Source organism: Tunturiibacter empetritectus (genome assembly GCF_013410875.1).
Lineage (GTDB): Bacteria > Acidobacteriota > Terriglobia > Terriglobales > Acidobacteriaceae > Edaphobacter > Edaphobacter empetritectus.
The window spans coordinates 2,723,129-2,748,706 of record NZ_JACCCU010000001.1 but is presented as its reverse complement, the minus strand read 5'-3'; the positions used below and the strand labels follow the sequence as shown (position 1 = coordinate 2,748,706).

The following is a 25,578-nucleotide window of genomic DNA, read 5'->3' as shown; positions in this document are numbered from 1 at the left end:
TGAAGGATTTGAATTTACGCCTACCTTTCGGGGTCACAAGATGCCTGCTACTTTGCGTCTGTTCCGCAATGGGTCAGGCGAATACGGGAGAGTTACTTCTAAAAGCGACCGATTCCACTGGAGCAGGACTCGAAGCATCCGTGACCGTAATAAGTCAGGGGAACCAATATAGAACCGTCCTTATAACCGATGAAAAGGGAAACGCTGTTATCCGTCGGCTTCCATATGGGGTTTACTCGATCACCGCCGAGAAACAGGGTTTTTCGTCAGTCTCCAGCACTCTGCAAATGGGGTCATCCATCCCCATCGAATCGGTGGTTCAACTCCAGGTTGCCCCGGTGAACACGGTCGTAGCTGTGAATACCGAGGAGACGCTCATCGATCCGGACCGACCCTCCTCCATCATGCAGATAGGCTCGAGACAGATTCAGGACCGCGTCCAGTCTCTACCCGGCAGATCGATACAAGACCTCGTGGTCTCGCAACCTGGCTGGCTCTACGAGGGCAATGCGGTATTGCATCCGAGGGGTTCTGAATACCAGACCCAGTTCGTGGTCGATGGGCTTCCGCTTACCGACAATCGTTCGCCCAGCTTCGGACCGGAGATTGAGGCTGACGATCTGGAATCAATGAGCATCTATACCGCCGGCTTCCCTGCGGAGTACGGTAGGAAGATGGGCGGTGTGATAGAGCTCAACACCAAGCGCAACCCCGACGCAGGCCTGCACGGGCAGTGGATCCTGACAGGCGGGACATATGACACGTTAGGCTCCTATGCAAGAGTGCAGGAGACGTCGGGCAAAAATACGTTTTCGGCAACCGCGTCGGGCGGTATGTCAGCGCACTATCTCAACCCCGTGGTGCCGGAGAACTTCACCAACCGTGGGACTGTCGGCGACTTTTCCCTGAGGTATGAACGGGATTTCAATGAAAAAGACCGACTGATCGTGGTCGCCCGACACGAGTTTTCGCGATTCGAAATTCCCAATGAACAGTTGCAGCAAGCGGCGGGTCAGCTCCAGACCGGCGACAACTTTGAAACCATAGGGTCGGTGACTTATCAGCACATATTTTCGTCTGACAGCCTGGGAACGCTGGAGGGATTTGTTCGCAAGAATGCCAATGACCTCTACTCCGACGTCTTCTCGACACCTATCATCGCTTTCCAGAAAAACTACTTCAAGGAAGGCTACTTCAAGGGAACCTACTCCAGGCACTATCACAATCAGGAGCTCAAAGCCGGGGTCGAGTCAGATAACAGCTTCCTGCATGAGAAGTTCAACTACTCCATTACTGATCCAACACAGTTCGATCCCGATACTCCCCCGGCGCTGAATTTCGCCGCCAGCCGTCCCGACTTAGAACAGTCTACGTTCGTCGAGGACCTCATCCGTTTGGGGAGTTGGACGGTAAGCGCCGGGCTCCGTTGGGACCACTATCAACTCATTCTGAATGAAATTGGAATTAGCCCAAGAGTTTCGGTCGGCTACTATGTTCCGTCTTGGAAGATGGTGCTGCATGCCTCGTACGACCGAGTCTTTCAGACTCCTTCCTTTGAAAATATCCTGATTTCGAGCTCAACTCAGATTGATGCGCTCAGCAGCGACTTCCTTCGTCTACCAGTAAAGCCGTCGAGGGGTAACTACTACGAGGGAGGTGGAACTAAAGCCTTTGGCGACCGGATACGGCTGGATGTGAACGTCTATCGACGCGACGTGAGTAACTATGCAGACGACGACCAACTCCTCAACACCGGCGTCAGCTATCCGATAGCCTTCGATCACGCGGTCATTTATGGTGCCGAAGGTAAGTTGCAGGTCGTCAGGATGGGTCCGCTTACTGGGTTCATCAGCTACTCCTATATGGTCGGCCGTGTCTGGCTCCCCGTGACCGGCGGCCTGTTTCTTGGCGATGACGCGGATAACGCATTGTCGCAGTTGAGTGGACATTTTCCCGACTCGCAAGACCAGCGAAACACGGCGCGCACCCGCTTTCAGTATCAGCTGATGCCGCGACTGTGGTTGGCGGCAGGCGCTTCGTACGGCTCGGGCTTGCCTTTCGAGTACCAGGGCACGTATCAACAGGCAGTCGATGAGTACGGTCTCCAGATCGTAGATCGATTGAACTTCGAGCGGGGGCGAATTCTCCCAACGCTGGCAGTCACCGCATCCCTTGGTATTGATCTATACCAGGGCGACAAGTTTAACTCTCGCTTACAGCTCGACGGCGACAATCTGAATAATCGCTTGAATATTATCGATTTTGGAGGTCTTTTCTCCGGGAACGCAATCGCGCCTGGACGCAGCTGGGCATTGCGCCTGAATTCGTTTTTCTAGCGATATCGGCCGCCCGTCCTACAAGAAGTCGGAGAAGTACCGAATTTGAGACTTGCGTTACGGTAGGAGTTAGTTGGTTGTAGGCATAAGAAAGCGCCGTTGCCAAATACGCCACCGTCCTACTCCCCGAAGCCTCGGCGACCTGAGCAGAGGCTCGGCTGCAACGACAGCATCTCCTTCGTCGATAGTCCAACAGGGCAGGCTCTTAAGGCGTCGGCCAACATGACCGTGAGCGGAAACACAGACCAGCACGACAAACTCTTGGCTCTATGGAAAACTGACGACTCCCGGGATGTCCTGAAGAGACAATGCTGGCCCAGGCTCCTCATTAGCTGAGGAGAAGCAGTAAATCGTCTTCGCGCTGCGGAACCCCTCTAAACTTGCGACACTACTACGAAACTCATTGCTCGGGCGGAGACAGTCCGCTTGGGTAGAGAAGCAAGGCAAGAACGCCTTGATATATCGGAGTGAAACTCTAAACGTACGGCTTTGATCGCACCTCATTTTTTTGTCTGCGAACATTCGACCAGGAGAACAACATTGCGCCGTCGCTCATTCATCGCCGCACTCCCGCTTGCCATCGCGTAGCTTCAGCCATCCGTCGCCATCGCCAGAGTGGCGACCCGAAATCAGGCTCATCGGACACATCCCTGCCGAACTTCCAGCCCTCAAGCGCCGAACGCTTTGTGCGACCAGACGTGCATGCCGGCGACCGGGTCTCAGGTGCCAGCTTCGCCAGCCGTTCCGCCGCTATGGGATGCTCTGGAGCCGCCGGCACAGCCACCCCATCGCGACCTTGACTGCAATCGAAACTCTGAAGCGAGGCGGCTCCGCAATCGCCGCCAACGCCTGCCTTGGCTTCCTCGAGCCGACAAGCTCCGGCATCGGTGGCGACTGCTACACAATGATCTGGGATCCAAAGCTCGCCAAGGTCGTCTCATTAGCCTTAGAGATGCGCGCAAACGGCCGCGTCCTCGCCTACTAACGTGGCCTGAGATCCATCCTTGCCTGACTTAATACGCGCGGCCCATTTTGGATGATCGTTACTGTTTTGGGGAATCGTCGTCTAACTGGAGTGATGTCTTCGGCAGCTTTTGAGCGCCCTTGTACTTTGTTTTTATCCGATCTTCTTGACACGCTCCGCTACGGCTTCCTCTTTGCTTGCCGTTAGCGTTGAGTCGATGCTCGCATCGTGAATGGCGAAATAAGCTCAAAAAACTGACAGAACTAGTTGATTCCAATAACCGTTTGCACTCATTAATTTGTCGATAGATTGGCGAAAAATAAATCCGCTAGTAATGACTCGGCATATTGACATCGCTGGAAATAGGTGAAATTTTAGATATCATCACAAAAAAGTTTATTGTGGAACGGGTCGCGGTCCGCTTCAGATAGTAAATCGAGGCCGACAAGACCGGTCCACCGGCGTTATTTGGGCCCATCAGATCTAATTGCAATACGTACGTTCGAAGTCCTTTTTCGGGCCGCAGTTCTTCCACATAGAAGTCGTAGGTGCAACTTGATTTGCAGGAGGCCTGAAGTGAAAATTTCTAAATTGTTCTCAAGCGGATTCTTAGGTTTTGTTCTGTTGTTACAGAGCGTTGGCGTGTGCCTTGCACAGTCGACGGCGAATCTGTCGGGCACCGTGATAGACCCAAGCGGTGCGGTGGTTCCAGGCGCGCACGTTAGAGTGCATTCGCTTGCCACGGGCCTTGATCGCGAGGTCGTTACCGATGGGGCGGGAGTTTATGGCGTTCCGTCGTTGCAACCAGGCGAATATGAAATACAGATTTCTGGTGCGGGCTTCAGCCTATATACCGTAAAGAAGTTGACGCTGGAAGTGAATCAGACGGTTGCGGTGAATGCGCAGCTTGCTCTAATATCGGCCGGCGAGACGGTGCAGGTGGACAGCGGCGCACCGCAGATCGAGACACAGACCATGACGGTCGGGCAGGTCATCGACAGGACAACGGTGCAGCAGATTCCACTGAACGGGCGGCACTTTCTGGATCTGACGGTGCTGACGCCCGGCGGCGTGGTTGCTCCGACAGCCGGAAGTCTGACGTCCGCGAGCCGCGGCCTGGGTGCCAACTCCTTTGACTCAGCAGGCAATCGCGAAGACTCGGTAAACTTCCAGATCAACGGCGTGAACCTGAACGATATCAGCCAGAACCAGATCACCTTTCAACCGTCGATCAGCACCACCTCCGAGTTCAAGATCGATAACTCGACGTTCAGCGCAGAGTATGGCCGCAGCTCGGGCTCGATTGTGAACGTTGCCACGCGCTCCGGCACAAACCAGTTTCATGGCGAGGCGTTTGACTACTTCCGCAACGACGCGCTCGACGCGCGCAACTACTTCAACCGCAATTTCAGCCCTGCAACCGGATTACCAATTCCTGGCCTACCGGGCGAGAAGGCGCCGCTCAAGCGCAACAACTTCGGCGGATCGGTGGGCGGTCCCATCTGGAGAGAACACACCTTCTTCTTCGGCAGCTATGAAGGCCTGAGGCAGAAACAGGGCATTCTGCAGAACAGCACGGTGCTTACGGCCGCTCAGCAGGCGCAGATCGCGGCGAACGCGGCACAGTTTCCCGCTGCTGCAAAGCTGGCGGCGCTGCTTCCGCTCCCGAACAGCGGAAGTAATTATGTCGCGTTCACGCCTGGCCCGGTCAACATTGATCAGTTCACCGTCGACATCATGCACCAGTTCAGCACCTCGGATTCGGCGCATGGTTTCTATGCCTTTCAGAAAGACGTTCGTACGGAGCCTGCGTTGCAGGGGGATACGATTCCAGGATGGGGCGATCACCGCAACGCGCATCGGCAGATACTCACCTTCAACGAGACGCATGTCTTCAACCCGAACTTCGTGAATGAAGTGCGTCTCGGCTTCAACCGCATCTCCATCGCCTTCAACCCGGCCAATCTTACTAATCCGAATGATGTAGGCCTTGGCGATGGCCTTCAGGGCAATGTTGGTCTGCCGCAGATCACGCTCTCCGATATTGGTCTGGTCTTTGGTGGGCCCGCGGGATTCCCGCAAGGACGCAACGACACGCTTGGTATTCTTTCGGATACGGCGACATTGCTGCGCGGTAGGCATAGCATCAAATTCGGTGGTGAGTATCGCCGCTATCTGAGTGCCAGCTTTGCCGGGAACATCGGGACGCTTACCTATGTGAGCACAGCCAACAACTTCGAGATGGACAACGCCACGGTCTTTAGTATTCAACCGAATACCGTCACCAGCCGGGTCTACGACACCGCAGTCGGAGGGTTTGTACAGGACAACTTCAAGCTCACACCGAAGCTGACACTGGAGTATGGCTTGCGCTTCGAGTGGAATGGTACGCCGGTCGAGGGTGCGAACAGATTTGTGCTCTTTAATCCGAATGGAAATGGGGGGCCAACGCTGACGCAGGTGGGCACCAATGGAATTTCTGCCAACGGCGCCTACTCGCAGAACTACAACATCGAGCCCCGGCTGGGATTTGCGGCCGATGTCTTCGGCACCGGGAGGACCGTGGTGCGTGGAGGCTATGCGTACCTGGTCGACCAACCGGTTTCGAACGTAGTGGGCGGACTGTACACCAATCCCCCCTTCAGCACGGCAGTCTCTTATAACGGAGCTCCCATTCCTGTCTCGACGCTGTATGCATCGGCGAAGGCTTCGGCCATCGGGATCAGTTCGGTCAACCCTAACCTCAGGAACGGGTACATCGAAAGCTTTAATCTGAACGTGCAGCAGGCGCTTGCCGCCGGCATGGTTGCCTCGATCGGGTACTACGGATCGGTTGGACGCCATCTGCGCATTACAACCAACGAGAACCAGGCATCCGGGCCAGTTGGATCCCCGCATCTGTATCAGAAGCTCTCACCCAATAGCCCCATCGATGCCAACGTCTCCATTGCTTCGAACATTCCGGAGGTAAACAGCATCGGCATCTCGAATTACAACGGGATGTGGGCGACGCTCAGTAAGACCATGAGACGCGGACTTGAGTTTAATGTGAACTACGAGTGGACGAAGTCGATGGATCTCAACTCGCTCGGGTCACAGGGAGGCCTTACTGCGGCAGGTGGTGCTCCGCAGGACAGCAACCATCTCAGCGGCAACTACGGGCTGTCGGATTTCGACACGCGCAATCATTTCGCCGGAACCGCGATCTATAACCTGCCCTTCAAGGGCAACCGCCTGGTCTCGGGTTATCAGCTTTCGACGATCGTTCAATACCAGACGGGAAACCCCATCAACATACTCTCAAGCAGCTCAAACTACAACGGCCTTACGGGTGCTGTACGCCCCAACAAGGTTGGTTCAATCACAACGCATAAATCGCAGACTGCGATTGCCAATGTAACCTTCATTCCGCACTCGAATGTTTGCGCCATTGAACCGACTTTGGCCGTTCCGGACGGATGCAGTCTGCAGATTCAGGGAACGCAGGCGACTCCGACTGCAGCCATCGTCTACACCGGCATCGGCAATATTCAGCGGAACGCAGTGACTGGACCTGGATTTGCGGACGTCGATCTTTCCGGAGAGAAGGACACGAAGCTATTTGAAGGGTTTAACTTTAGACTGCGTGTGGATGCCTTCGACATTCTCAACCATCCCAACTTCGGTCAACCGTCTGGTAACACGCAGTCTTCGACCTTCGGCCAGATCTCCTCGACCCGCTTCGCCACCAGCGATGGCGGCTCTTCCCGTCAGCTTCAAATTAGCGGTAAGTTTGTGTTCTAAATAGACTGGACGGCGCTTCGCTGAGTTGCTCTCAGCGGGGCACCCCTTTGTTTAACATGCGTTCTCAACCTGTTTTTCACTTTGAAAGCCTATCGCTTCTAGCGCCGGGCGGAACGCCTGATGTCGGACTTTCATGCCCTTAAGTTATGTCAAAGCAGCTGGCTCGAGACGGAACACCTCATCAGTTGGTGGGTAAATAGGGCAATTACGAATGCCATTGTGACGCATCCCTCTGTAGGTCTTCGGAATTCGTGTGTGTTTGTTCCGAGCCAACGGTTGCGACGCCAGTTGACCCTTCTATGGGTTTGATGAGCAGGCAGCACGGATGGCGCAGTTCCTTCAGAATAGCGCCTTCAACATCGATATATTTGCAATCGAAGGATCCAGCAAAGGAAAGATCGCTAGGTTAAGATAGAGGTAATGTCACATCCAAAACGCGCATTGGTCACAGGCGGCGCTGGCCTGATCGGTTCTCACGTCGTCGATCTCCTCATTCGTGAGGGCTGGAGCGTTCGTATACTCGACAACCTCGAACCGCAGACGCACAAGAACGGAAGGCCGATGTGGATGAACCTCGCGGCGGAGTTCCGCCAAGGCGACGTGCAGGACTATAAGACCATGCACGAAGCACTACTCGACATCGACGTCGTCTTTCACGAAGCGGCCTATGGCGGCTACATGCCTGAGATGGCGAAGTATGTGCTCGTCAACAGCTTCGGCACGGCACAGATGCTGGAGATCATTCGCGATCATAAGCTGCCGATCCAGAAGGTTGTCGTCGCTAGCTCGCAGGCCGTCTACAGCGAGGGTGCGGCGCTGTGCGTGGAGCACGGTCATGTTGTTCCGCTGCTTCGCCCCGCGGAGCAGTTACGCGCAGGCGACTTCAGCGTGCACTGTCCAATTTGCGGCAGACATACGATCTCGATCCCTACGCCGGAGGGGACGCCGGGCGGCGGCGAGACAGTCTACGCGCTGACCAAGGTGGATCAGGAGCGGCTTGTGCTTTTATGGGGCAAGCAGACCGGCATCCCCACGGTGGCGTTACGCTACTCCTGCACTTATGGGCCGCGCCAGTCGCTGTTCAATCCGTATACCGGCGTCATCGCGATCTTCTGCACTCGGCTGCTGAACAACCAGCCGCCGATTCTGTATGAGGACGGCGGACAGACGCGCGACCTCTGCTTCGTTGAAGATATTGCCCGTGCCAATCTTCTGGTGGCGACGACCGACAAGCTGGACGGTCAGCCGGTCAACGTCGGCAGTGGACATGCCACCAGCGTACGCGACCTTGCGGGTATCATCGCCGAACAGCTCAGTATTCCTCTCGCACCGCTGGCACGCGGCGAGTTCCGTCCCGGTGAGATTCGCTCGTTGATCTCCGACATCAGCCGTATCCGCAGCATTGGCTATGAGCCGCAGACTACGCTCGAACAAGGCATCGCGAAGTATGTCGCGTGGATCAAGACACAGGGTGCGGTAGAGGACTACTTTTCAAAGGCTGAGACAGGATTGCGCGAGAAGGGTATCGTCCAGAGCATTGCTGTCTAAGATTTGCGCGACATGCCAACCCGGAAGGCGACGACGAGGATGCGGACGCCTGCCTTGAAGGAGGTGCGCAGATCGCCGGAGACCTTACTGACGCCGCCGATTCTGCGCCGATAGTTCACAGGCAGCTCGAGAATGCGCAGCTTGTGCTGCGCCGCCTTGATCTGCATCTCCAGGTTCCATCCGTAGGTCATCTCCGACATCTGCAGCCGCTCGAAGCTGGTGCGACGAATCGCGCGGAAGGCTCCCATGTCGGTGTAATGGACGCCCTGCAGCATGCGCACAAGAAAGCCGACGAGGTGCGCTGCAAAGATCTGACTGCCGAGCATCGAGCCTGGCTCGACGTGTCCGCGAATGCGGGAGCCGATCACGAAATCGGCCTCATCGCGCTCGATGGGTTCGATTAGTCGCGGCAGGTCTTCAATGGTGTCGCTGCCATCGCCGTCGAGGTAGACAAGGATGACGCTGCTCGCCAACGCCGCCTCCGATCCAGCCTTGCACGCTGAGCCATATCCGCGAGAAGCCTGAACTACACGCGCGCCTGCGGCAGCGGCAACCTCTCCGGTGCCGTCAGTCGAGCCGTTATCCACAACGATGCACTCCGCGATACGATCCCATGGCATCGAGGCGACGACGTGGCCGATGGACTCGCACTCGTTCAGGGTGGGGATGATGACGGATATCTGCGACTTACTCATGAGGCGAGCGCCTCTGCGCGACGCTGTGGCGCATCGTCCATTGTCGCCATACGACATCTATTCCCAGCGCAACGAGCACGCCGGTGTAGAGGATGCGGTTCAGCAAGAATTCGGACTCCGCCGTACCCGCGCCCAACTGCGTCGCGCAGAGATAGAACAGGCCGCTGGTGTATGCCAACAGCGGAAGGCTCGGCATCAGGGTGAAGAACGGCACCAGCCATGCGACGTACCATGGATAGTGCGGCGAGAAGAGCAGCATCATGGCAAAGGCCAGCACCATCGCGGGGGGAAGAAAGTTTGCGGTAGCAGGAAGGTTGAGGGCTTCGGTCCAAAGTGAACCGCGCACCTCGCCGGGAGCGAGGCTGCTCGCCGTCTTCCAGCACCACACCAGAATTGCAGCGAAGACACAGGCTACGAACACCATATACGCTGGTACGGGCAAAACGTGCAATCCCGGAATATGCTGCGTCAGCTCCAGCAAGAAATAGCGTGCGCCGGAGCGCATGCCTTCTTCTTGAATGTAGCCGCCGAGAAATCCGAAGACGCGCATGCCTACGGTAGCGTAGCAGGCATAGGAGAACGCGCCGAGTGCCGCCAGAATCGCGGGCATTTTGTAATCACCACGGCGGAAGAGCGCGGGAAAGAGTATCAGAGGATAGAACTTGATGAAGATGGCCGCACCGAGAAAAACCCCTGTAGCAAGTGGCCTTCCGCGATAGCGCGCCAACAGAGCGAGAGCGATGAACGCCATCGCGGCGGAGTCCAGGTGCCCGGAGCTGCCGATCTCCCAGATGAGCAGCGGGCACCAGGCGTAGAGCAAGACTCTCTCCCGCGCGAAGCCCATGCCTGTAAGCAGGTGGACCAAGGAGTACATGGTCAGCCCCTCCATCAGGATCATCGCCAGCTTCATAAACGTGACGGTGGGATTGAGAAAGGTGATGAGGAAGAACAGAAACTGCGAGACCGGAGGATAAATCGTGTGCGCGTAGTCGCGCCGGTTGATGTGATCGAAGAGGTCCTGATTCGGAGCACGCAGAGCAGTAAGCGCAGGATCACCCGGCACATAGCGATACGGCGAGATGTGTGCATGTTGCACTACTCCATCCCACGCGTAGCGATAGATATCCGAAGACATGAAGGGTTCCGGCAGCAGTGTTACCAGACGACACGCGATCGCTATGGTCAGAATGATCGCAAAGGTATAGCGGTTGACCGGCTGTGTCAGAATGAGGGCCATGGCCGCGAGATAGACCAAAACAGACCAGCCGCTAACGCCGGAAAAGCCAATAGTAAAGTGATGGAACTCCTTGATGAGCTGACGTGTCAGGTCGAGCAGGATGAATCCAAGCACGCTCAACACGATGTTCGTCAGCCATGCCCTTACCCCCGCGTGGCGTAGTTGTATTCTTTCCTGGCTCATGGCTGCGTCTCCAGGTCCAGCAAAAACTTTCTGCTGTGCTCTGCCGCGTATCCCTTCAACGTTGCGAACGACGGTCTTGTTCCATCAAGCAGTTCCGCGCGAAGGATCTCAAGCGTTGCGCCATCGTCGACGTCGTACCACATGGGTAATTCGACAAGCTCGATGCCTGCAGCGCAGACCGCCGCAACGGTTTCTTCGTACACGACTGAGGTACTCCACGTAATGTTCGTGAAGGGCCGTGGATGCGGCTGCTTCAGGCCGATCAGATAGTAGCCTCCGTCGTTCGATGGGCCCAGCACGATACGATCGCCCGACTGTAACAACGCCTCGACCGCCTGCGAGAATGCTGCCGCCGGCACTGTCGGCGAGTCCGAGTCGATCAGGCACACCGCTCCGAATCCGCAGGCAAGCAGGTCCTCCGCCGATGCCAACAGCCGCTCGCCAAAGCTGTCGCCACGCTGTGGAATCAGCGAGAACTCCGGCGGCAGCAAACCATCGAAGAGAGCCTCATCCCCGATGGGCGTATACGAGATAACTCCGGCACTGTGTCCCTTAGGCTGTAATGCTGCGATGTTCGCCGTTGTGTCCTTCAAAAAACAGGTATTGATGGCAGCCGACTGCTCCAATGTCAGAGGCGGTGCCAGCCGAGTCTTTACCTTGCCCGGCCTCGGAGCCTTCGCCATTACGGCCAACGCGCAGACCGAAGCCAAAGTGGCATCTTTCATTGTAGGGTTCAGGATCGGATACAGCACTCAGGCAACACTCCAGTTCTTCAACGTGTGCTCCTCCACCCTCTCACACACTCCCTCTAAGGTTAGATCTTCCTCTGCATACGGCTTTTGACAGACGGCATACTGATATCCAGTGGTGCTCTGGATGCTTACCGACTTCCAAGGTTGTGTGTGGATCAGGTCGCAGAAGGCTTTGTGGCAGAGCACTTCCGCTTTATGCGGCTTGCCGCTCCATCGTCCGGAGCGACTGATGATGTTTGCCGCAAGATGCATCCCCAGCAGGGGAATGCGCGTCTTAAATGCGGATGTTGGTTCCGCGAAAAAACATCGGCCACCGGGTCTCAAAATGCGAAAGACTTCAGCCAGCACCGCCTCTCTGTCTGGGACGATCAGCAGGAGTCGCGAGCAGATCACTGCATCTACCGGAGCGTTTAGTTCCGGTAGCGCCTGAGCGTCGCCTTCGCGGAAGCTGCAGTTCTGTAGACGCAGATTGGAGGCACGCACCTTCGCCCACTCCAGCAGACGTGCCGACATATCGATGCCCATCGTGCGAATGGTGGGATAGCGTTGCGCCAACCGCCGCGAATAAAACCCCGGACCACAGCCGACCTCAAGGACATAGGTTCCACTCAATGGGCCATCTTCGGGAAAGAGAGCCTCAGTAATCTCCGCGGTATGATCGCGAAACAGGTACTCGCGACAGATCGCATAGAACCACGCGCACTGCTCAAACAGATTGTCACTATGGTCTCGAATCACTGAGCAGGGTGGACTACAGTCAATTGGTTTCATTGTGCGTCAGTCCCATCGCCCCCAGCCAATATTACAGCCCCGCATACCAGTCATACCCTAGTTTGGTCCAGTAGTCATCCGGTTCATATTCGTATAGCTGATCAGACCTATGCGTTTGATCTGCTTGTAGCCGTACTTCGTCGGCATGTGGAGCCTCAGGGGCGCTCCATGAAATTGGGTGAGTGGAGCGCCCATCAGCTCCGTGACAAGTAATGTCTGGGGATGACGACATACTTGCATATCGTATCCGGTGTAGTAGTCGCCGCCGGACGTCTCCATGTAGACGTACCTCGGCTCCTGACCATCGATGAGCGCGGGAGGGTACGCGTCCAGAAAGTCCACCATCTGTACGCCCCGCCCAATAGACGATCTGGCTCCAACCTTCGATGCATTTGAATTGCGTGACCAGTTCGTGCCTGGGGAGGCGCAGGACATCCTGCAGCGTGAGAAGCAGGCCTGGCGTGCCCGGCGCGAGCGTCGAATGGCTCTGCCCAGCCTCCTTTCGACCCCGCGGCATGTGACCGCTTCGGCTCTCGCGCTTCACTTCTTGATCAACCATCTCCGCTGGGGCCATCTTTTTTGCCGTACCGGGCGGTGGCGTCTTGTTATCGTGGCCTTGATCCTCATGCGATGCGGCGGCGACGTACTTGTACTCCCAGGCAGTTACATCGCGGCTGAATCGCGGATGGTCTGCATCATCGCGACCGACAAGCTGCAGGCGATAGTTCTCCGGAACCAACTCCATTTTCAGACCATAGACCCCGTTAACCCGCAAATTCTCGGCCTTGCGGAGTGAATACGTCGGAGCTAATGCCCGATCATCGAAAATCGTCCGTGACAGTGACGCGTTGGCATTGAACGCTCGTCGAAACGGAGAGGGCTGCATCTCCAGCCGAGAGCGATCGGTAATCCAGTCGTACAGATTGTAGCCTGCAATGGCTGCAACAGCCGCGACGGCAAACGAGCGGCGCGTGTGCTTGCGCGAGTCAGCTAGAACGGCGGCGTTCTGCTCAGCCAGATGCGCAGCAACGGACTCCTCCAGGCTATCCTCAGCGGCTTCGACGAACTCGGGTTTCGGCGACACAGACGGATTCTCGTCTTTCGCAGAAGGCGTCGGAGCACCTTCGACCGCTGGCGATGAAGGAGCTTCTTCTGGCTCGACGGGAACCGCGGAGGGCTCGTCCTCGCTTGAAGCGGCAAGGAAACCCATTGTGATCCAGAAGTGCTCCCAGCGCGCCATCTCGTAGCCGCCGAGGATCGTCGTCATCCAGTGAAGCTGCGTCGGCTTGTAGATCGCCAGTCCACTCACCAGCATCCCAAATCCCATGACGATCACGCCTGAATAAGCGATGCGCTGGGCCCCGTTGTATTTTGTCTGCGGTGGTAGCCCTTTTCGCAAGTGCAAGTCCACTAGTGTCACCTGAATCGCCTCCTGCAGGCTCGTCCGCTCCGGAACTAGAAAGTGCCACTCGCCTGAGATCGCCAGAAACGACCCATAGGCAATGCCATTTGCGGCAAAGATCCACATAAAAAAGAAGTGATGTCCCAGTCCCTGGGTGACGTGATACGGTGCGTTCATCGCCTTCCAAAACCAATTCGGAAACAGGTGGAATAATGTGAATTTTCCGATTCCAATGCGATATATCTCATGCGGATGCTGGTAGGCATTGTCCGTGTCGTTCCAATAAATCAGCAGTCCGCTCCAGATCATCAGGAAGAGCACGGGAAAGTTAATCCAATGCATCCACCGAATGGCGAGCGGATGCTTTCGGTCAATCCGCATTGGGGCCGACAGCTCCCGTGTCTTTGTCATCTCTACGCGCAACTTGTTTAAATGATCGCCATTATCTAAAAAACACGAACGACAGTCTCGATTAGAGCGGCTAGGCTTCAAAAGGTTACAAGAAAATCATCGCTACGGACCCATTCGTTTATGCGTGGCATGATCGGCTAAGGCAGGATGTACTCTGAGGGTTCAGGTGTATTCGTGTTCTTGCGGATTGATGGAAAATGCGCAGTCCGGAATACGCAGGTCACTTTAACACGGAGCAGTGAAGTGTTTCCCCGGCCTCGCTCGCCAACGGTGCTGCGAACAAAGTCAGTATCGCAGCTTCGCCAGTAGATCCGCAGGATGTACTGGTTTCGGCAGCAAGTCGAAGTCATATCCCTGAGCCCCAGCATCTTCAAGCAAATCGACGGTTGCGGCCTGTCCCGAGAGAAGCAAGCTTTTGCATTCAGGGTGAGCCTGTCGAAAATAGATTGCTAATTCAACCCCGGTCATGCCGGGCATCATCACGTCGGTGATGAGGAGGGCAGGAAGTCGCGCGGCTCTTGCGGCGATTGCCATTTCAGGTGATCGAATGTGCTTGCCTCGAAGCCTAATTGATTCAAGGTGATTGCTAGGGGTCTGGGCTATCACAAATTCATCATCAACGACAAGACAACACGTTTCGTCGGCGTTGGAGATTAAAAAGCGCGAGTTGCCGTTGACTGGTCTTATTGTGCCGCCTTGAGAACGCGCGTACCCGCGCGGCAAACAGAAAGCTGGCAAGGTTAGGCACGCTCAAGTCGAAGGCGCCGGTTATCATCAAATCAGTTTGACGAAAACGTGTGCTGATACATCGAAGCGCACCAAGAGGTCACGTGAAGGCACGAAACTTTGGGCTGCCAGCATTGAACTGAGGCCCAACACTAAGATGAGCGTGCAGTATCGTTCCATTTTCGCTGCACGAGACAAAGCGATCCTCCTACTCAGTACCGGCCAACTCCTTAAGCACTGCGACACCAAATCGGGGAAGGGAAACGCTGGTTGTATCGCCACCCTTGAGCACATCCTGCATTGCATGAGGCAGCTGGATGAGGTGCATCTCAGACCCGTAGTTCGTCAGGATGAGAATCCTGGTCTTTGTGTTTGACCTTATCGTCACATCCACATCTGTTGGGATCTCAGGCAATACCGTCGCGACTCCGCTCTGCTTGAGCATCCACTCTGCCGCGTGTTTCATCGCAGGCTCATTGAGCGCCGCACCTATGTATGTGACCGTTCCCCGTCCAACTTTCCTCGTCACGGCTGCAGGCTGCCCGTCCAGCCAGCCATTGCTTGCGCCGTAGCGCATCAAAACCTGGGTCGTCTGTTCCGTTACGCTTAATTGTTCGGCCCAGATATTATTCTGCGCGTCGCCCCACACGCCACTCACAGGGATGGCTTGATCCAACGCATAGAATTGTTCGACTCTTGCTCCCAACATCGCGGCTAGTGGCCCGGGTTGCCGTTCTGAAAAGAGACTATTGTCTTCGTTCTTCATAGCGCTTCGCTGTCCGAGCACCAAATTGCCACCCGCGAGGACGTAAGCCTGTAAATTTTTGGTGGCCTCCGGGGTCAAAACGTTGAGCGCTGGAGCGACAACCAGTTTGTACTGCGCAATAGGTGCGGTATCGCTAATCACATCAACTGAACGGGCCAACTGATGTAGTGGAGCGTAATAGCTCAACAGTGCATCGATAGGGTCGAAGGCTTTGTTGTGTCTCTGCCAGTTGATAGCCCAACGACTCGAGTAGTCTTGCAGCACAGCAACCTGAGACTGTATGGTTGTTTCCGCCAACGATGGAGCAGCTTTCTCAAACTCTGCCCCAATTTGTTTTACCTCGTTATATAGCGGAACAGGGGTCCCATCTGCTCCAACCAGCGTGCCGTGATACTGCTCCTGTCCATTCAGGGCACTTCGCCATTGCCAGTACTCCACAGCTTCCGAGCCATGCCCTATCGCATTCCACGCCATGGCTCGAACCTCGCCCTTGTCGAGCGCATTGTTGTCCGTTTGCCAGTTCACAGATCCAGGCTGCGTCTCCATCACCCAGAAGTTCTTGTGCAAGAATCCGCGGGTCAGATCGTGAGTCGCCCCGTTGCGCACTGGGTCGAGATGCCCAGTGCCCACATAATCGTCCCACGAGGCAAAGTCGAGGTCCTGCGCTACCGTGTAGTGATCGTAAGCGTCGAACCATCCCATCATATTCGTGGTGATCATCTGCCGAGGCTCAGCATGAGCACGGATCGCATCTAATTGGTTCTTCTGATAACTCCGCCAAGTGTCGGAGACAAACTCTTTCCAGTTCAGCATCAGACCCGGGTTGCCCCCGTGATTGGCAATCGGGATCTGGTTCCAATCCTGATACGTCTCACTCCAGTAGGCGGTGGTCCACCGATTATTTAGATTCTCAAGCGTGCCGTACTTCGCGTGAAGCCAGTTCTGAAATTGCGTCTGGGTTGAAGGTCCGAAGCTTTCGTTGGCGTATTCGTTGTCAATCTGCCAGCCGACCACATTCGCATCGTGACCGAAGGCCTCGGACATCTTCTCCGCGACTCTCCGGCTGAGCTCGCGATACTTTGGATCGCTCCAGTCAAACTGCTGGCGGCTTCCGTGCCCGTCTTTCCGACCGTTCTCCATGGTGCGGAGAGTCTCTGGATATTTCTGCGTGAGCCATGCTGGCGGTGCGGCGGATGGCGTGCCTATGACAACCGCAATGTGATGCCGCTCTGCTGCACGTACCGCATGCTTCAACCACTCCAGATGAAAATCACCTTCGTGAGGCTCGATAGTGCTCCATGCAAACTCACCCACACGCACAAAATTTATGTGCGCCTGTTCCATCAGCGTGAGATCTGCATCCCAACGACTCTCCGGCCACTGCTCGGGATACCACGCCGCGCCAAGGCCCAATGCGGAGCGGCGCGCATCTGAGGGCAACGGTGCCTGCGAAAGGGCAGGGAAGATTAATGCCAATGAGACCAACGCAGACAGTGCAATCCGGTTCCGCAAAATCATCGTAACTCCTTCATGTTCTCCTCACCGACGTTCGCGGCCCGGTGCGGTCTTTCCTTGACTACAGGTAACGATTGATCAAGTTTTCCAGTTGCTCTTGCCGTCCCGATCGAGGTTGCGGGTTGATATTGCGCTCCTCGCTTCGGGCAGCGATCTCATCCAATGACTCTTTGCCCGCAAGAATCGCCTGGTTCTCCGGTAGATTCCAACCGGCATAGCGTGTCGAAACAATCTCAGCGAGACGCCCTTCCTCCTGGACCTTCGCCGCGATCAGGAACGCGCGTGCACACATATCCACACCGCCAATGTGTGCGTGCAGCAGATCTTCCGGCTCCGTAGACTGTCGCCGCACCTTTGCATCGAAATTCATACCGCCCATCCCCAGACCGCCGGCCTGGATTACCTGGTACATTGCCAGCGTCATCGAGTACAGATCTGCGGGAAATTGATCCGTGTCCCAACCGAGCAGTGGATCGCCGCGATTGATGTCGAGAGAACCGAGAATTCCGAGGTCAGCAGCGGTCGCAATCTCATGTTCGAAGGTGTGCCCTGCCAGCAACGCATGATTCGCTTCCAAATTCACCTTCACCTCGCTCTCGAGGCCAAACCTCTTCAGAAATCCAAAGACTGTTGCGGTATCGAAATCGTACTGATGCACAGTGGGTTCTTTCGGTTTAGGTTCAAGAAGGATTTGCCCACTGAATCCGATTTTGTGCTTATACTCCACCACCAATGAGAGCATGCGACCCATCTGTTCAAGCTCACGCTTCAGACTTGTGTTCAGGAGTGTCTCGTAGCCCTCGCGGCCTCCCCACAACACATAGTTTGCACCGCTTAATCGTTTCGTGACGTCCATGCAGTGTTTGATCGTCGTTGCACTGTAGGCAAACACCTCGGGGTCAGGGTTAGTTGCGGCGCCTGACATGAACCGCGGATGGCTGAAAAGGTTTGCCGTACCCCACAACAACCGAGTCTTTGACGACTCCATCTTCTTCGCCAGGTAGTCCGACATGCTGAGAAGATTCGCAATGGATTCACGTAGAGTTGCGCCCTCAGGCGTGATATCGCGATCATGGAATGTATAGAACGGGAGATCGAGAACGCGAAAAAGATCGAATGCAGCGTCAGCTTTATCATGGGCGGCTTGCATCGCATCATCGCGGTTCATCCAAGGACGATTTATTGTCGGTGCGCCAAACGGATCGCTACCGTTCATCACTAAACTATGCCAATAAGCGACTGCAAATCGCAGATGATCGCGTAGCGGCTTTCCTAGTACCGATCGGTCGGCGTCGTACCAACGGTACGCCAGACCGGATGTGCTGGCTGATCCCTCGTATCGGACTGTCGTAAAGTCACTGAAAATCGATTGCCCCATATATCCCCCAATAAAATTTGCTTTGTGCCTTTGTCTTATAGAGAACTTACTCGATCGAGTGCTCCGCTGGACGAAACCGCACAGTGTAGAAACCGCCGAAGAGGGTCAGTAGAACGCCCCACCAGAGTGTCGGTTGCAAATTCGCCAAAACTGTGGACGGTTCGTGACCGAAGTGCTCAAAGGTGCCTTGGCCTAACAGAACCAGACCATCGGCAAGCATCAAGATACGGTAGAAAAACCATATCGAGAGCTTTGCTTTGCGAGTTTGACCTCCTTGTTCTTGCGAGTGATTGTCCCTCATCGTTTCTCCTTCAGCTCTGTTTAAAAACTATGTTCAGAACGAAGAACACAACGATCACTACTGCTGCCAGAAGGCTGGTTTCTGCAGAGACTTTCTGCGCCGTCGCTGCGTAGCGGAGTTACTCCGTAGACCAATCCAGCAAGTTGGGCGGTGGGTGTAGCTTTCGTCATCGGGCTTACGGCGACCGTCACGCCAACGCAGATCAGCCAGCTCCACAACACATGATAAAGGTTCTTCGCCATCGGACGTGCGTCGGGACTCATTGCGATATATCGCAGACCCTCACCATTCATACGCACCCAGACAAACATTCCTATTGAAGCGGCGGTTCCGGCAATAGCCCCCGAATCCTCCGGCTTTCGTAGCCCTCTTCCACAGCATGCCCAAGATCACAGTCCCGAAGAGCGGCGCAATGAAAAAGCTGTATAGCGCTTGCACGTAGTCCGTGATCGAGGCCGCATTCATCCCGAGATTATGCTGTCGCAATCGACACGAGCATCCCAATAGCCGTTGACCATCGTCCCATAGTGACGTAGTGCTTGACCGATGCTTTTTGTTGATGAACGCGCCGTAGATGTAGTAGGTCCAGACAGTGATGAACGCGCCATAGATGTAGTAGGTCCAGACAGTGGAGAACGCGCTGATATTGCCCGCCATGTCGCTCATAAAAATTTCCCAAAAAGGTTGGTGATCGTCGGGATGATCAAAAAAACGTTATTTTACTCGCGACCCGAACTATATCGACCATGCGACTAAGTTGTCAATGGGTATTGCTTGGACTGCAAATAGACATCCTCGTGCCACCCGCGCAGAATAGATGTTTACAGGCTATTCATACCTTCCCCTGAGGTTGCTTTACTTCTCTCTATAAATTGCGGTAAGGCACCGTTATACTAGGCCTTGACGAAATAGTTCTTGCGATTTTATTAACTCGGCGAGAGACACATCCCCTTTGCAAACTAAAGGTTGACTAATTTACGAGAGGCCTACTTCTTCGACTATCGATAACTAATGAGCTTTCAGCTTATGCGAGCACGCCATGTTTGCTAAAGAAATAACGGAGCGCGTCGAGAAAGGCTTCAGGCGGATCGATCTCGCTTACGTCGAGCTCGCATCAAGCGAGATCGCCCGCGACATCAACCGCGACATCGTGTTGGAGATTGTTCGGTCCAAGCAACCGATCTCGCGTGCGGATCTGTCACGCGTCTCAGGCTTGCAGCCCAGCACCGTCTCTAATATCGTCGAGCAGCTGCTTCAGGAGACCTGGATTGTTGAAGGGGCGGTGGCCCGGAGGCCACGCGGCCGCCGCCCGACGATGCTATCGCTCAACGACAATCTCGTCATGTTGGTAGCCGACCTTCGGCCGCGAAGAGCAATCCTTGCCATCATTGATCTCAACGGGCGCATGCTCGCGCATGAAGAGATCAGTATCTTCTCGGACCCTGAGCGATCTGTGGCGGGAATGATCGAAGCTATGCAGGCGATGCGTGATCGCTTTCCCCACAAAACCTTTGAAGGGGTTGGAATCAGCGTGCCTGGCCGCGTCCACCCAAAGACAAACCATCTGATTCACGCCCCCAACTTGAAATGGGCGGACTACGACATTAAGGGAGCGATCCAGAAGAAGCTTCACCTCCAGGTCGAGCTTGACAACGATGCAACGGCTTGTCTCCTCTCCGAACTCTGGTTTGGACGCATGGACAAGACACGGAATGCCGTTCTTATCAGCCTTTCGGAGGGACTTGGCACTGCAATCTTTGCCAATGGGCAGATTGTCTCTGGTCTCAACGGCCTCGCGGGCGAGTTTGGGCATATTCCGGTTGATCCTGCTGGGCCTCTTTGTGGTTGCGGAAAGCGGGGTTGCTGGGAGACGCTCGCGTCATCCGATGCTGCCCTCCGTTTCTATTCTGAGCTCAGACCAAACACAAACATTACCTCCATTCAAAATCTTATGCACTTAGCCAAGGAAGGCGATTCGCACGCAATCAAAGCGATCAAGAAACAAGCCCTTCATCTAGGACAAGGGCTCCGACTCGTCACAGCAGCCCTTTCGCCAGAACTTCTTCTCATCACTGGTGCTCTTACGACTGCGTGGTCCACCTTCGGTTCCATCGTGCAAGAAGAGTTGATTTCCGGCATTCTCGCAGGCTCTCCACCTCGCCTGGAGATTACGACTGGGGGAGAGATGGCTCGCCTTCGTGGAGCTGCTGCCATCGCGCTTCAGCGTCACTCCGGCTATCACAGCTCATTGCGCCGTAGTATAAACACAAGTAAGCGCTCAGAGTCTGCAACCAAAACGCTCGCAACATAACGGAAGACGAGACGCCAACCATGTATCTCGGTATTGACTGCGGCACTCAAGGAACAAAGGCTCTCTTGATTGACGAGCATGGCATCGCACATGGTCGAGGACACGCGACACATCAAATTATCCAGCGACCTTCCGGCGCTCGCGAGCAGGAACCTCAATGGTGGATTGAGGCACTCCGACTCTCAATCAAGCAAGCAATGGCGAAGGCTCCTGGCCGTCCGATAAGAGCCCTCGCAGTTTCGGGCCAGCAGCACGGCTTGGTCGTTCTTGATGAACGCATGCAGGTGATTCGTCCCGCCAAGCTTTGGAACGACACCGAAACCGCATCGCAGAACGCCGAACTGATCGCCCGATTTGGAGGTGAGCAAACTTTTCTCAAGCGCTTTGGCATCATTCCCCTTACCGGCTACACGGTATCAAAGCTGCTTTGGCTGCAGCAGCGAGAACCAGAAAACTTCGCAAAAATTCGACACATTCTTCTTCCTCATGAGTACCTCAACTTCTGGCTTACCGGCAATCTCTACGCGGAGTATGGAGACGCCTCTGGCACGGGCTACTTCGATGTTCGCAGCCGTGCCTGGGCTGCTGAGATTCTCGCCTCTATTGACCATGGCACCGGGCAGCTTCTTCGTGCGCTTCCGGCACTTGTTCCTGCAGAGCGGATCGTTGGAAATGTAAAGCCAGATATAGCCGCGGATCTTGGTATCTCCAACTCTTGTCTTGTCGCCAGTGGCGGTGGAGACAATATGATGGGAGCAATTGGCACAGGTAATGTCACGGAAGGCGTTGTTACCATGAGTCTTGGCACCTCCGCTACCGTCTACTCGTTCCGCGATGAATTCGTGCCCAGCTTGGATCCAGGCATCGCTCCCTTTTGTGCGTCCTCGAACGGCTGGCTTCCTCTCGTGTGCACCATGAACGCAACTAATGTCGTCACACAGATGTTGAATACGCTTGGCCGCTCAGTCACTGACATAGAGTCAGCTATGACAACTACAGTGCCGGGGGCGGATGGTCTCACTTTCATTCCGTTTCTCAATGGCGAACGCACGCCCGACCTACCGTCTGCGCACGGCTCTATTCTCGGGGTCTCGGCGTCCAATTTCACTCCAGCCAATCTCATCCGGGCGACGATTGAAGGAGTCAGCTTTGGCGTTCTCGATGGCCTCGATCTCATCCTCAATGGTAAAAGCGCAAAACGCATTCTACTCATCGGAGGTGGTTCACGTTCAACGCAATGGCGTCAGCTTCTGGCCGACGCGAGTGGCACAGACGTTCACGTTCCTCTGGAAGAAGAAGCCGGGTGTCTCGGCGCTTGCATTCAGGCCATCTTTGCCGCTGGTAGCGAGGGCGGTTCTCGAGAAACCTTTGTCGAGATCTGCGATCGTTGCATCAAGCTTGATGACAGGGGGACAGCTTCGTCTAATCCTATAATTGCGCCCCAATACGCTGAGGTGCGTGCTGCGTACAAGCAACATCGACTCGCTCAATATGGTGTCTAGCAACACGAAACACAATCGTATTTGCAGAGCCTCGACCTGTGGGAGGCGGCCAGTTTGAGCGCGAATATAGCGAAAAGCCACTGAAAGATAGCGATCAACCGCGACAAGGACAGCCCGCATCAAACACAGCATGCGCTTACCGTTGTCGCCGCCGATCCTGCCAATGCTCGCCAAGCGGGTCGATACGATCCCCTCCGATGCAGACGTATGGATCTTTGAGCCGAAGTGGGACGGATTTCGCGCTATTATTTTTCGCGACGGAGAGGAGTTGCTACTCCAAAGTCGCGATGGCAAGCCTCTCGATCGCTACTTTCCAGAACTGCGCGACCCGCTGCTCAAGCTATTGCCGCAACGATGCGTCCTGGATGGGGAGATCGTCATTGCGCGGGATGGCGGTCTTGACTTTGAGGCCTTGACGCTACGCATACATCCTGCGGCTTCGCGCGTGAAGACCCTCGCTGCCCAATCTCCGGCTTCGATTGTCTTCTTTGACCTGCTTCAACTTGACGACCGTGACCTGCGCGACGAGCCTTTCGCCGTGCGGCGCGGCGAGCTTGAACGAGTCCTTGCAAACTTGCACATGCCGCTGCACCTGACGCCCGCAACACGGAACCGCACAATTGCGCAGGACTGGTTCACACGTTTCGAAGGGGCGGGGCTCGACGGCGTGATTGCCAAACCCATCGCGGGGCCATATACGCCAGACAAACGTACCATGCTCAAGATCAAGCACGAGCGTGACTGCGATTGCGTTGTCGCCGGTCTTCGGTGGCACAAGGATGGCGAAGGCACCGCGGTTGGCTCGCTACTGTTAGGCTTGCATGACGCTTCTGGGAGGCTACAGCACGTCGGGGTCTGCGCCAGCTTTACCGCCACCAAACGCAGGGAGCTAGTGGAGTTTCTCGCACCCTATCGCGAAGATGCGCTCCGCAACCATCCCTGGGAAGACTGGAAAAGCGAGGACGCACATGCCAGCGGCCGCATGCCCGGCGGCCAGTCGCGATGGAGTGGTGGCAAAGACCTGAGCTGGGTGCCGCTCCGCGTTGAGCTTGTGGTCGAAGTCGCCTACGAGCATATGCAGGGCACACGCTTCCGCCACCTGGCGCACTTCAGGCGTTGGCGTCCTGACAAGGTTCCAAGGGACTGCACCTACGAGCAGCTCGAGGTCATTCCGCCTGAGGAATTGATGAGCATTTTTCCGGAGCGAATCTAGCCGCGAGTCAACAGGCTCCAACCGAGCGCTTCACGTCCTTTTTTTCGTCTCGCGCCACGCCCGTGTTGGGTCATCGTCCGGATCCGGCGTATCCTGCGACGGCCGTAGCGTCTCCGGCACATGTCGCAGATTCACACGAATGCGATACCACACGTACGCCGACCCGCGCATGCGGTCCAACAGCACGTCATCCGGTGCCAGCAGCGCCGCAGCTTCGGAGTGCTGCTGCTTCCACCGCTCGAGCCCTGCTTCCGCCGCAGCTTTGTCGGATGACTGTGCAACCACGATCAGGGGCATCGTGGGCTGCCGTCGTCCTTTCTTCGCGACAGGAGCGGCCGCCGGATCAACCTCTTCACCTTCAGCTTTGACCACCTTACTTGACTTGCCGGAGCTGCGGGCCTTCGATGGTTGCACACGCGCAGGCTCACCCTCCACCTTACGGAAGTGAGGAGGCCATGGCGCATCGCCGAGACCCACCGCCTCATCCCGCTCAGCCATTGTCAGCAACGCATCGAGCACACCCGCGTGTTCGTCCATGGCAGCGTGCGGGTCACCGATCTTCACGAATCGATCCGGAATGGTAAGCACGGTGAAGTCCGCTGGATCGCATCTCATCACTTCATCCCACCGCAGCGGTGTGCTCACTCGCGCATCGGGCAGCGGCCGCACCGAGAAGGCGGAGCAGGTCGTCCGATCTTTCGCATTCTGGTTGTAGTCCAGAAAAACTCCATGTCGCTCTTCCTTCCACCATTTGCTGCTCGCCAACGAACATCGTCCCTCCACCGCGCGAGCCAGAGCCAGCGCGGCCCGGCGCACTTCGGTAAAGCTCCACCTCGGTTCAATCCGGATATTGATGTGAATACCACGTGATCCACTGGTTTTCGGCCACGCCACCAGACCCAACTCGTCGAGAAGAGCTTTCACTTCCATGGCTACAATGCGCACGTCGCTCCATCCGACTCCGGGTTGCGGATCGAGGTCCACGCGCAGCTCATCGGGATGATCGAGGTCTCCCGTGCGAACCGGGTGCGGGTGCAACTCTATGCAACCAAGGTTCACAATCCAAGCGAGACCGGCGGCCTCATCCACCACCACTTCGTCTGCGGTGCGACCGGACGGGAAGGACAAGGTCACCGTCCGCATCCAGTCCGGGAGATCACTGGGGGCGCGCTTCTGATAAAACGGCTCCGCCTCCGCGCCATTTACAAAGCGTTTGAGGACCACGGGACGATCCACGATGCCGCGCAGCGCACCTGGCGCGATGGAAAGGAAGTAGCGCACAATGTCCAGCTTTGTCAGCTGGACGCCCTTTGAAAAGTAGGGCTTTGACGGGCTGCTGATGCGCACCATGTGGCCCGCGACCTCAACCAACTCTGCATCATCTGTCTTCGCCATGACATTCTCCTCGCTCCTGGCAGTTGTGATGCGCTTCACCGGTCCAGGAGTGGTTGAATGCCGGGCAGAAAGGCGAGCCGGCTAGGTCTCCATCCTCGGAAATAGCCGGAATGCCAGCAGATCATCGCGTCTGGTCCGCAGTTTCGATTCGCCTGGAAGTCAACGTCGTGGATCTTCTACTTCCTTTATCGGAATTTTGAGACCAATGAAGGGTTTCGTCGGATCAATGTTTGGCTCAAGCCTGATAGCGTATCCACGCGCGATATTCATTTGATTTCTAAGCGGGGAGCATACATGTCAAAGGTGCGTGTAGTAGGACTTTTACCCTTTCGTTGGACGGTTTCAGCCCGGGGATAGATCAGAGCCTGGACGATCCGCTGGGCAAGCGC

Annotated in this window: 17 protein-coding genes and 1 pseudogene; 7 read left to right on the top strand and 11 right to left on the bottom strand. The window is 55.8% G+C overall.

The genetic code is table 11. The annotated features are described in order from the left end of the window. Positions 1-287 precede the first annotated feature (287 nt). The 4 genes from HDF08_RS11395 to HDF08_RS11380 all read left to right on the top strand — a co-directional run bounded on the left by HDF08_RS11395 (position 288) and on the right by HDF08_RS11380 (position 8,631). Positions 288-2,336 (top strand): TonB-dependent receptor, encoded by a 2,049-nt coding sequence (locus HDF08_RS11395; RefSeq protein ID WP_257030984.1) that lies wholly within the window; start codon positions 288-290, stop codon positions 2,334-2,336. A 757-nt stretch (positions 2,337-3,093) separates the two neighbouring features. Further along, entirely contained in the window at positions 3,094-3,321 is a 228-nt protein-coding gene (locus tag HDF08_RS11390) for a gamma-glutamyltransferase (RefSeq protein ID WP_218884552.1), read from the top strand. A gap of 621 nt (positions 3,322-3,942) precedes the next feature. Continuing rightward, on the top strand, positions 3,943-7,083 hold the full coding sequence (locus tag HDF08_RS11385; RefSeq protein WP_353069204.1) for a TonB-dependent receptor: 3,141 nt from the start codon (positions 3,943-3,945) through the stop codon (positions 7,081-7,083). 420 nt (positions 7,084-7,503) lie between these two features. Continuing rightward, positions 7,504-8,631: an NAD-dependent epimerase/dehydratase family protein gene (locus tag HDF08_RS11380; RefSeq protein WP_179638569.1), complete on the top strand. Its 1,128-nt coding sequence runs from the start codon at positions 7,504-7,506 to the stop codon at positions 8,629-8,631. Here HDF08_RS11380 and HDF08_RS11375 read toward each other — a convergent pair. The 10 genes and pseudogenes from HDF08_RS11375 to HDF08_RS21695 form a co-directional block, all read right to left on the bottom strand. Continuing rightward, positions 8,628-9,326 carry a glycosyltransferase family 2 protein gene (locus HDF08_RS11375; RefSeq protein ID WP_179638568.1) on the bottom strand — a complete coding sequence of 233 codons (699 nt, stop codon included), beginning with the start codon at positions 9,324-9,326 and terminating at the stop codon, positions 8,628-8,630. The two genes, HDF08_RS11380 and HDF08_RS11375, sit on opposite strands and share 4 nt — an antisense overlap. After that, positions 9,319-10,746, bottom strand: a complete 1,428-nt coding sequence (locus tag HDF08_RS11370; protein WP_179638567.1) for an MptA/MptB family glycosyltransferase — start codon at positions 10,744-10,746, stop codon at positions 9,319-9,321. Before HDF08_RS11370 ends, HDF08_RS11375 begins: the two co-directional genes overlap by 8 nt. Then, positions 10,743-11,471, bottom strand: coding sequence for a TIGR04282 family arsenosugar biosynthesis glycosyltransferase (locus HDF08_RS11365; protein ID WP_218884551.1), 729 nt, complete (start codon positions 11,469-11,471; stop codon positions 10,743-10,745). Before HDF08_RS11365 ends, HDF08_RS11370 begins: the two co-directional genes overlap by 4 nt. A 27-nt stretch (positions 11,472-11,498) precedes the next feature. Beyond that, on the bottom strand, positions 11,499-12,236 hold the full coding sequence (locus HDF08_RS11360) for a class I SAM-dependent methyltransferase (protein ID WP_353069201.1): 738 nt from the start codon (positions 12,234-12,236) through the stop codon (positions 11,499-11,501). A 90-nt stretch (positions 12,237-12,326) separates the two neighbouring features. Beyond that, positions 12,327-12,704, bottom strand: a complete 378-nt coding sequence (locus HDF08_RS22160) for a molybdopterin-dependent oxidoreductase (protein WP_353070427.1) — start codon at positions 12,702-12,704, stop codon at positions 12,327-12,329. A gap of 772 nt (positions 12,705-13,476) precedes the next feature. Continuing rightward, a pseudogene (locus HDF08_RS22155) lies at positions 13,477-14,052 on the bottom strand (cytochrome b/b6 domain-containing protein); the annotation flags it as partial. Positions 14,053-14,367: 315 nt separating this feature from the next. After that, positions 14,368-14,805 (bottom strand): response regulator, encoded by a 438-nt coding sequence (locus HDF08_RS11345; protein WP_218884648.1) that lies wholly within the window; start codon positions 14,803-14,805, stop codon positions 14,368-14,370. Between the two features lie 211 nt (positions 14,806-15,016). After that, on the bottom strand, positions 15,017-17,092 hold the full coding sequence (locus tag HDF08_RS11340) for a beta-galactosidase (protein ID WP_179638564.1): 2,076 nt from the start codon (positions 17,090-17,092) through the stop codon (positions 15,017-15,019). 58 nt (positions 17,093-17,150) lie between these two features. Continuing rightward, positions 17,151-18,467 (bottom strand): xylose isomerase, encoded by a 1,317-nt coding sequence (gene xylA, locus HDF08_RS11335; protein WP_179638563.1) that lies wholly within the window; start codon positions 18,465-18,467, stop codon positions 17,151-17,153. Between the two features lie 583 nt (positions 18,468-19,050). After that, positions 19,051-19,434, bottom strand: a complete 384-nt coding sequence (locus tag HDF08_RS21695) for a hypothetical protein (RefSeq protein WP_257030981.1) — start codon at positions 19,432-19,434, stop codon at positions 19,051-19,053. Positions 19,435-19,807: 373 nt separating this feature from the next. Between HDF08_RS21695 and HDF08_RS11325 the strand changes: the two genes are divergently transcribed. From HDF08_RS11325 to HDF08_RS11315, 3 genes are all read left to right on the top strand, one after another. Beyond that, positions 19,808-21,079: an ROK family protein gene (locus tag HDF08_RS11325; RefSeq protein ID WP_179638562.1), complete on the top strand. Its 1,272-nt coding sequence runs from the start codon at positions 19,808-19,810 to the stop codon at positions 21,077-21,079. Positions 21,080-21,099: 20 nt separating this feature from the next. Then, positions 21,100-22,581, top strand: coding sequence for a xylulokinase (xylB, locus tag HDF08_RS11320; RefSeq protein WP_179638561.1), 1,482 nt, complete (start codon positions 21,100-21,102; stop codon positions 22,579-22,581). 130 nt (positions 22,582-22,711) lie between these two features. Further along, a complete protein-coding gene (locus tag HDF08_RS11315) occupies positions 22,712-23,794 on the top strand; it encodes an ATP-dependent DNA ligase (protein ID WP_179638560.1) in 1,083 nt (360 codons plus the stop codon). Positions 23,795-23,824: 30 nt separating this feature from the next. On the opposite strand, the gene HDF08_RS11310 is transcribed toward HDF08_RS11315, so the two are convergent. Beyond that, the gene (locus tag HDF08_RS11310; RefSeq protein WP_179638559.1) at positions 23,825-25,189 is read right to left on the bottom strand and encodes a DNA polymerase domain-containing protein; all 1,365 of its coding nucleotides are present in this window, start codon (positions 25,187-25,189) and stop codon (positions 23,825-23,827) included. Positions 25,190-25,578: the final 389 nt, after the last annotated feature.

Coding starts and splice junctions, on each gene's coding strand:
- HDF08_RS11395 (WP_257030984.1), top strand. CDS start 288: ATGGGGTCATCCATCCCCATCGAATCGGTGGTTCAACTCCAGGTTGCC.
- HDF08_RS11390 (WP_218884552.1), top strand. CDS start 3,094: ATGCTCTGGAGCCGCCGGCACAGCCACCCCATCGCGACCTTGACTGCA.
- HDF08_RS11380 (WP_179638569.1), top strand. CDS start 7,504: ATGTCACATCCAAAACGCGCATTGGTCACAGGCGGCGCTGGCCTGATC.
- HDF08_RS11375 (WP_179638568.1), bottom strand. CDS start 9,326: ATGAGTAAGTCGCAGATATCCGTCATCATCCCCACCCTGAACGAGTGC.
- HDF08_RS11370 (WP_179638567.1), bottom strand. CDS start 10,746: ATGAGCCAGGAAAGAATACAACTACGCCACGCGGGGGTAAGGGCATGG.
- HDF08_RS11365 (WP_218884551.1), bottom strand. CDS start 11,471: ATGAAAGATGCCACTTTGGCTTCGGTCTGCGCGTTGGCCGTAATGGCG.
- HDF08_RS22160 (WP_353070427.1), bottom strand. CDS start 12,704: ATGTCCTGCGCCTCCCCAGGCACGAACTGGTCACGCAATTCAAATGCA.
- HDF08_RS11340 (WP_179638564.1), bottom strand. CDS start 17,092: ATGATTTTGCGGAACCGGATTGCACTGTCTGCGTTGGTCTCATTGGCA.
- xylA (WP_179638563.1), bottom strand. CDS start 18,467: ATGGGGCAATCGATTTTCAGTGACTTTACGACAGTCCGATACGAGGGA.
- HDF08_RS21695 (WP_257030981.1), bottom strand. CDS start 19,434: ATGAGCGACATGGCGGGCAATATCAGCGCGTTCTCCACTGTCTGGACC.
- HDF08_RS11325 (WP_179638562.1), top strand. CDS start 19,808: ATGTTTGCTAAAGAAATAACGGAGCGCGTCGAGAAAGGCTTCAGGCGG.
- xylB (WP_179638561.1), top strand. CDS start 21,100: ATGTATCTCGGTATTGACTGCGGCACTCAAGGAACAAAGGCTCTCTTG.
- HDF08_RS11315 (WP_179638560.1), top strand. CDS start 22,712: ATGCGCTTACCGTTGTCGCCGCCGATCCTGCCAATGCTCGCCAAGCGG.
- HDF08_RS11310 (WP_179638559.1), bottom strand. CDS start 25,189: ATGGCGAAGACAGATGATGCAGAGTTGGTTGAGGTCGCGGGCCACATG.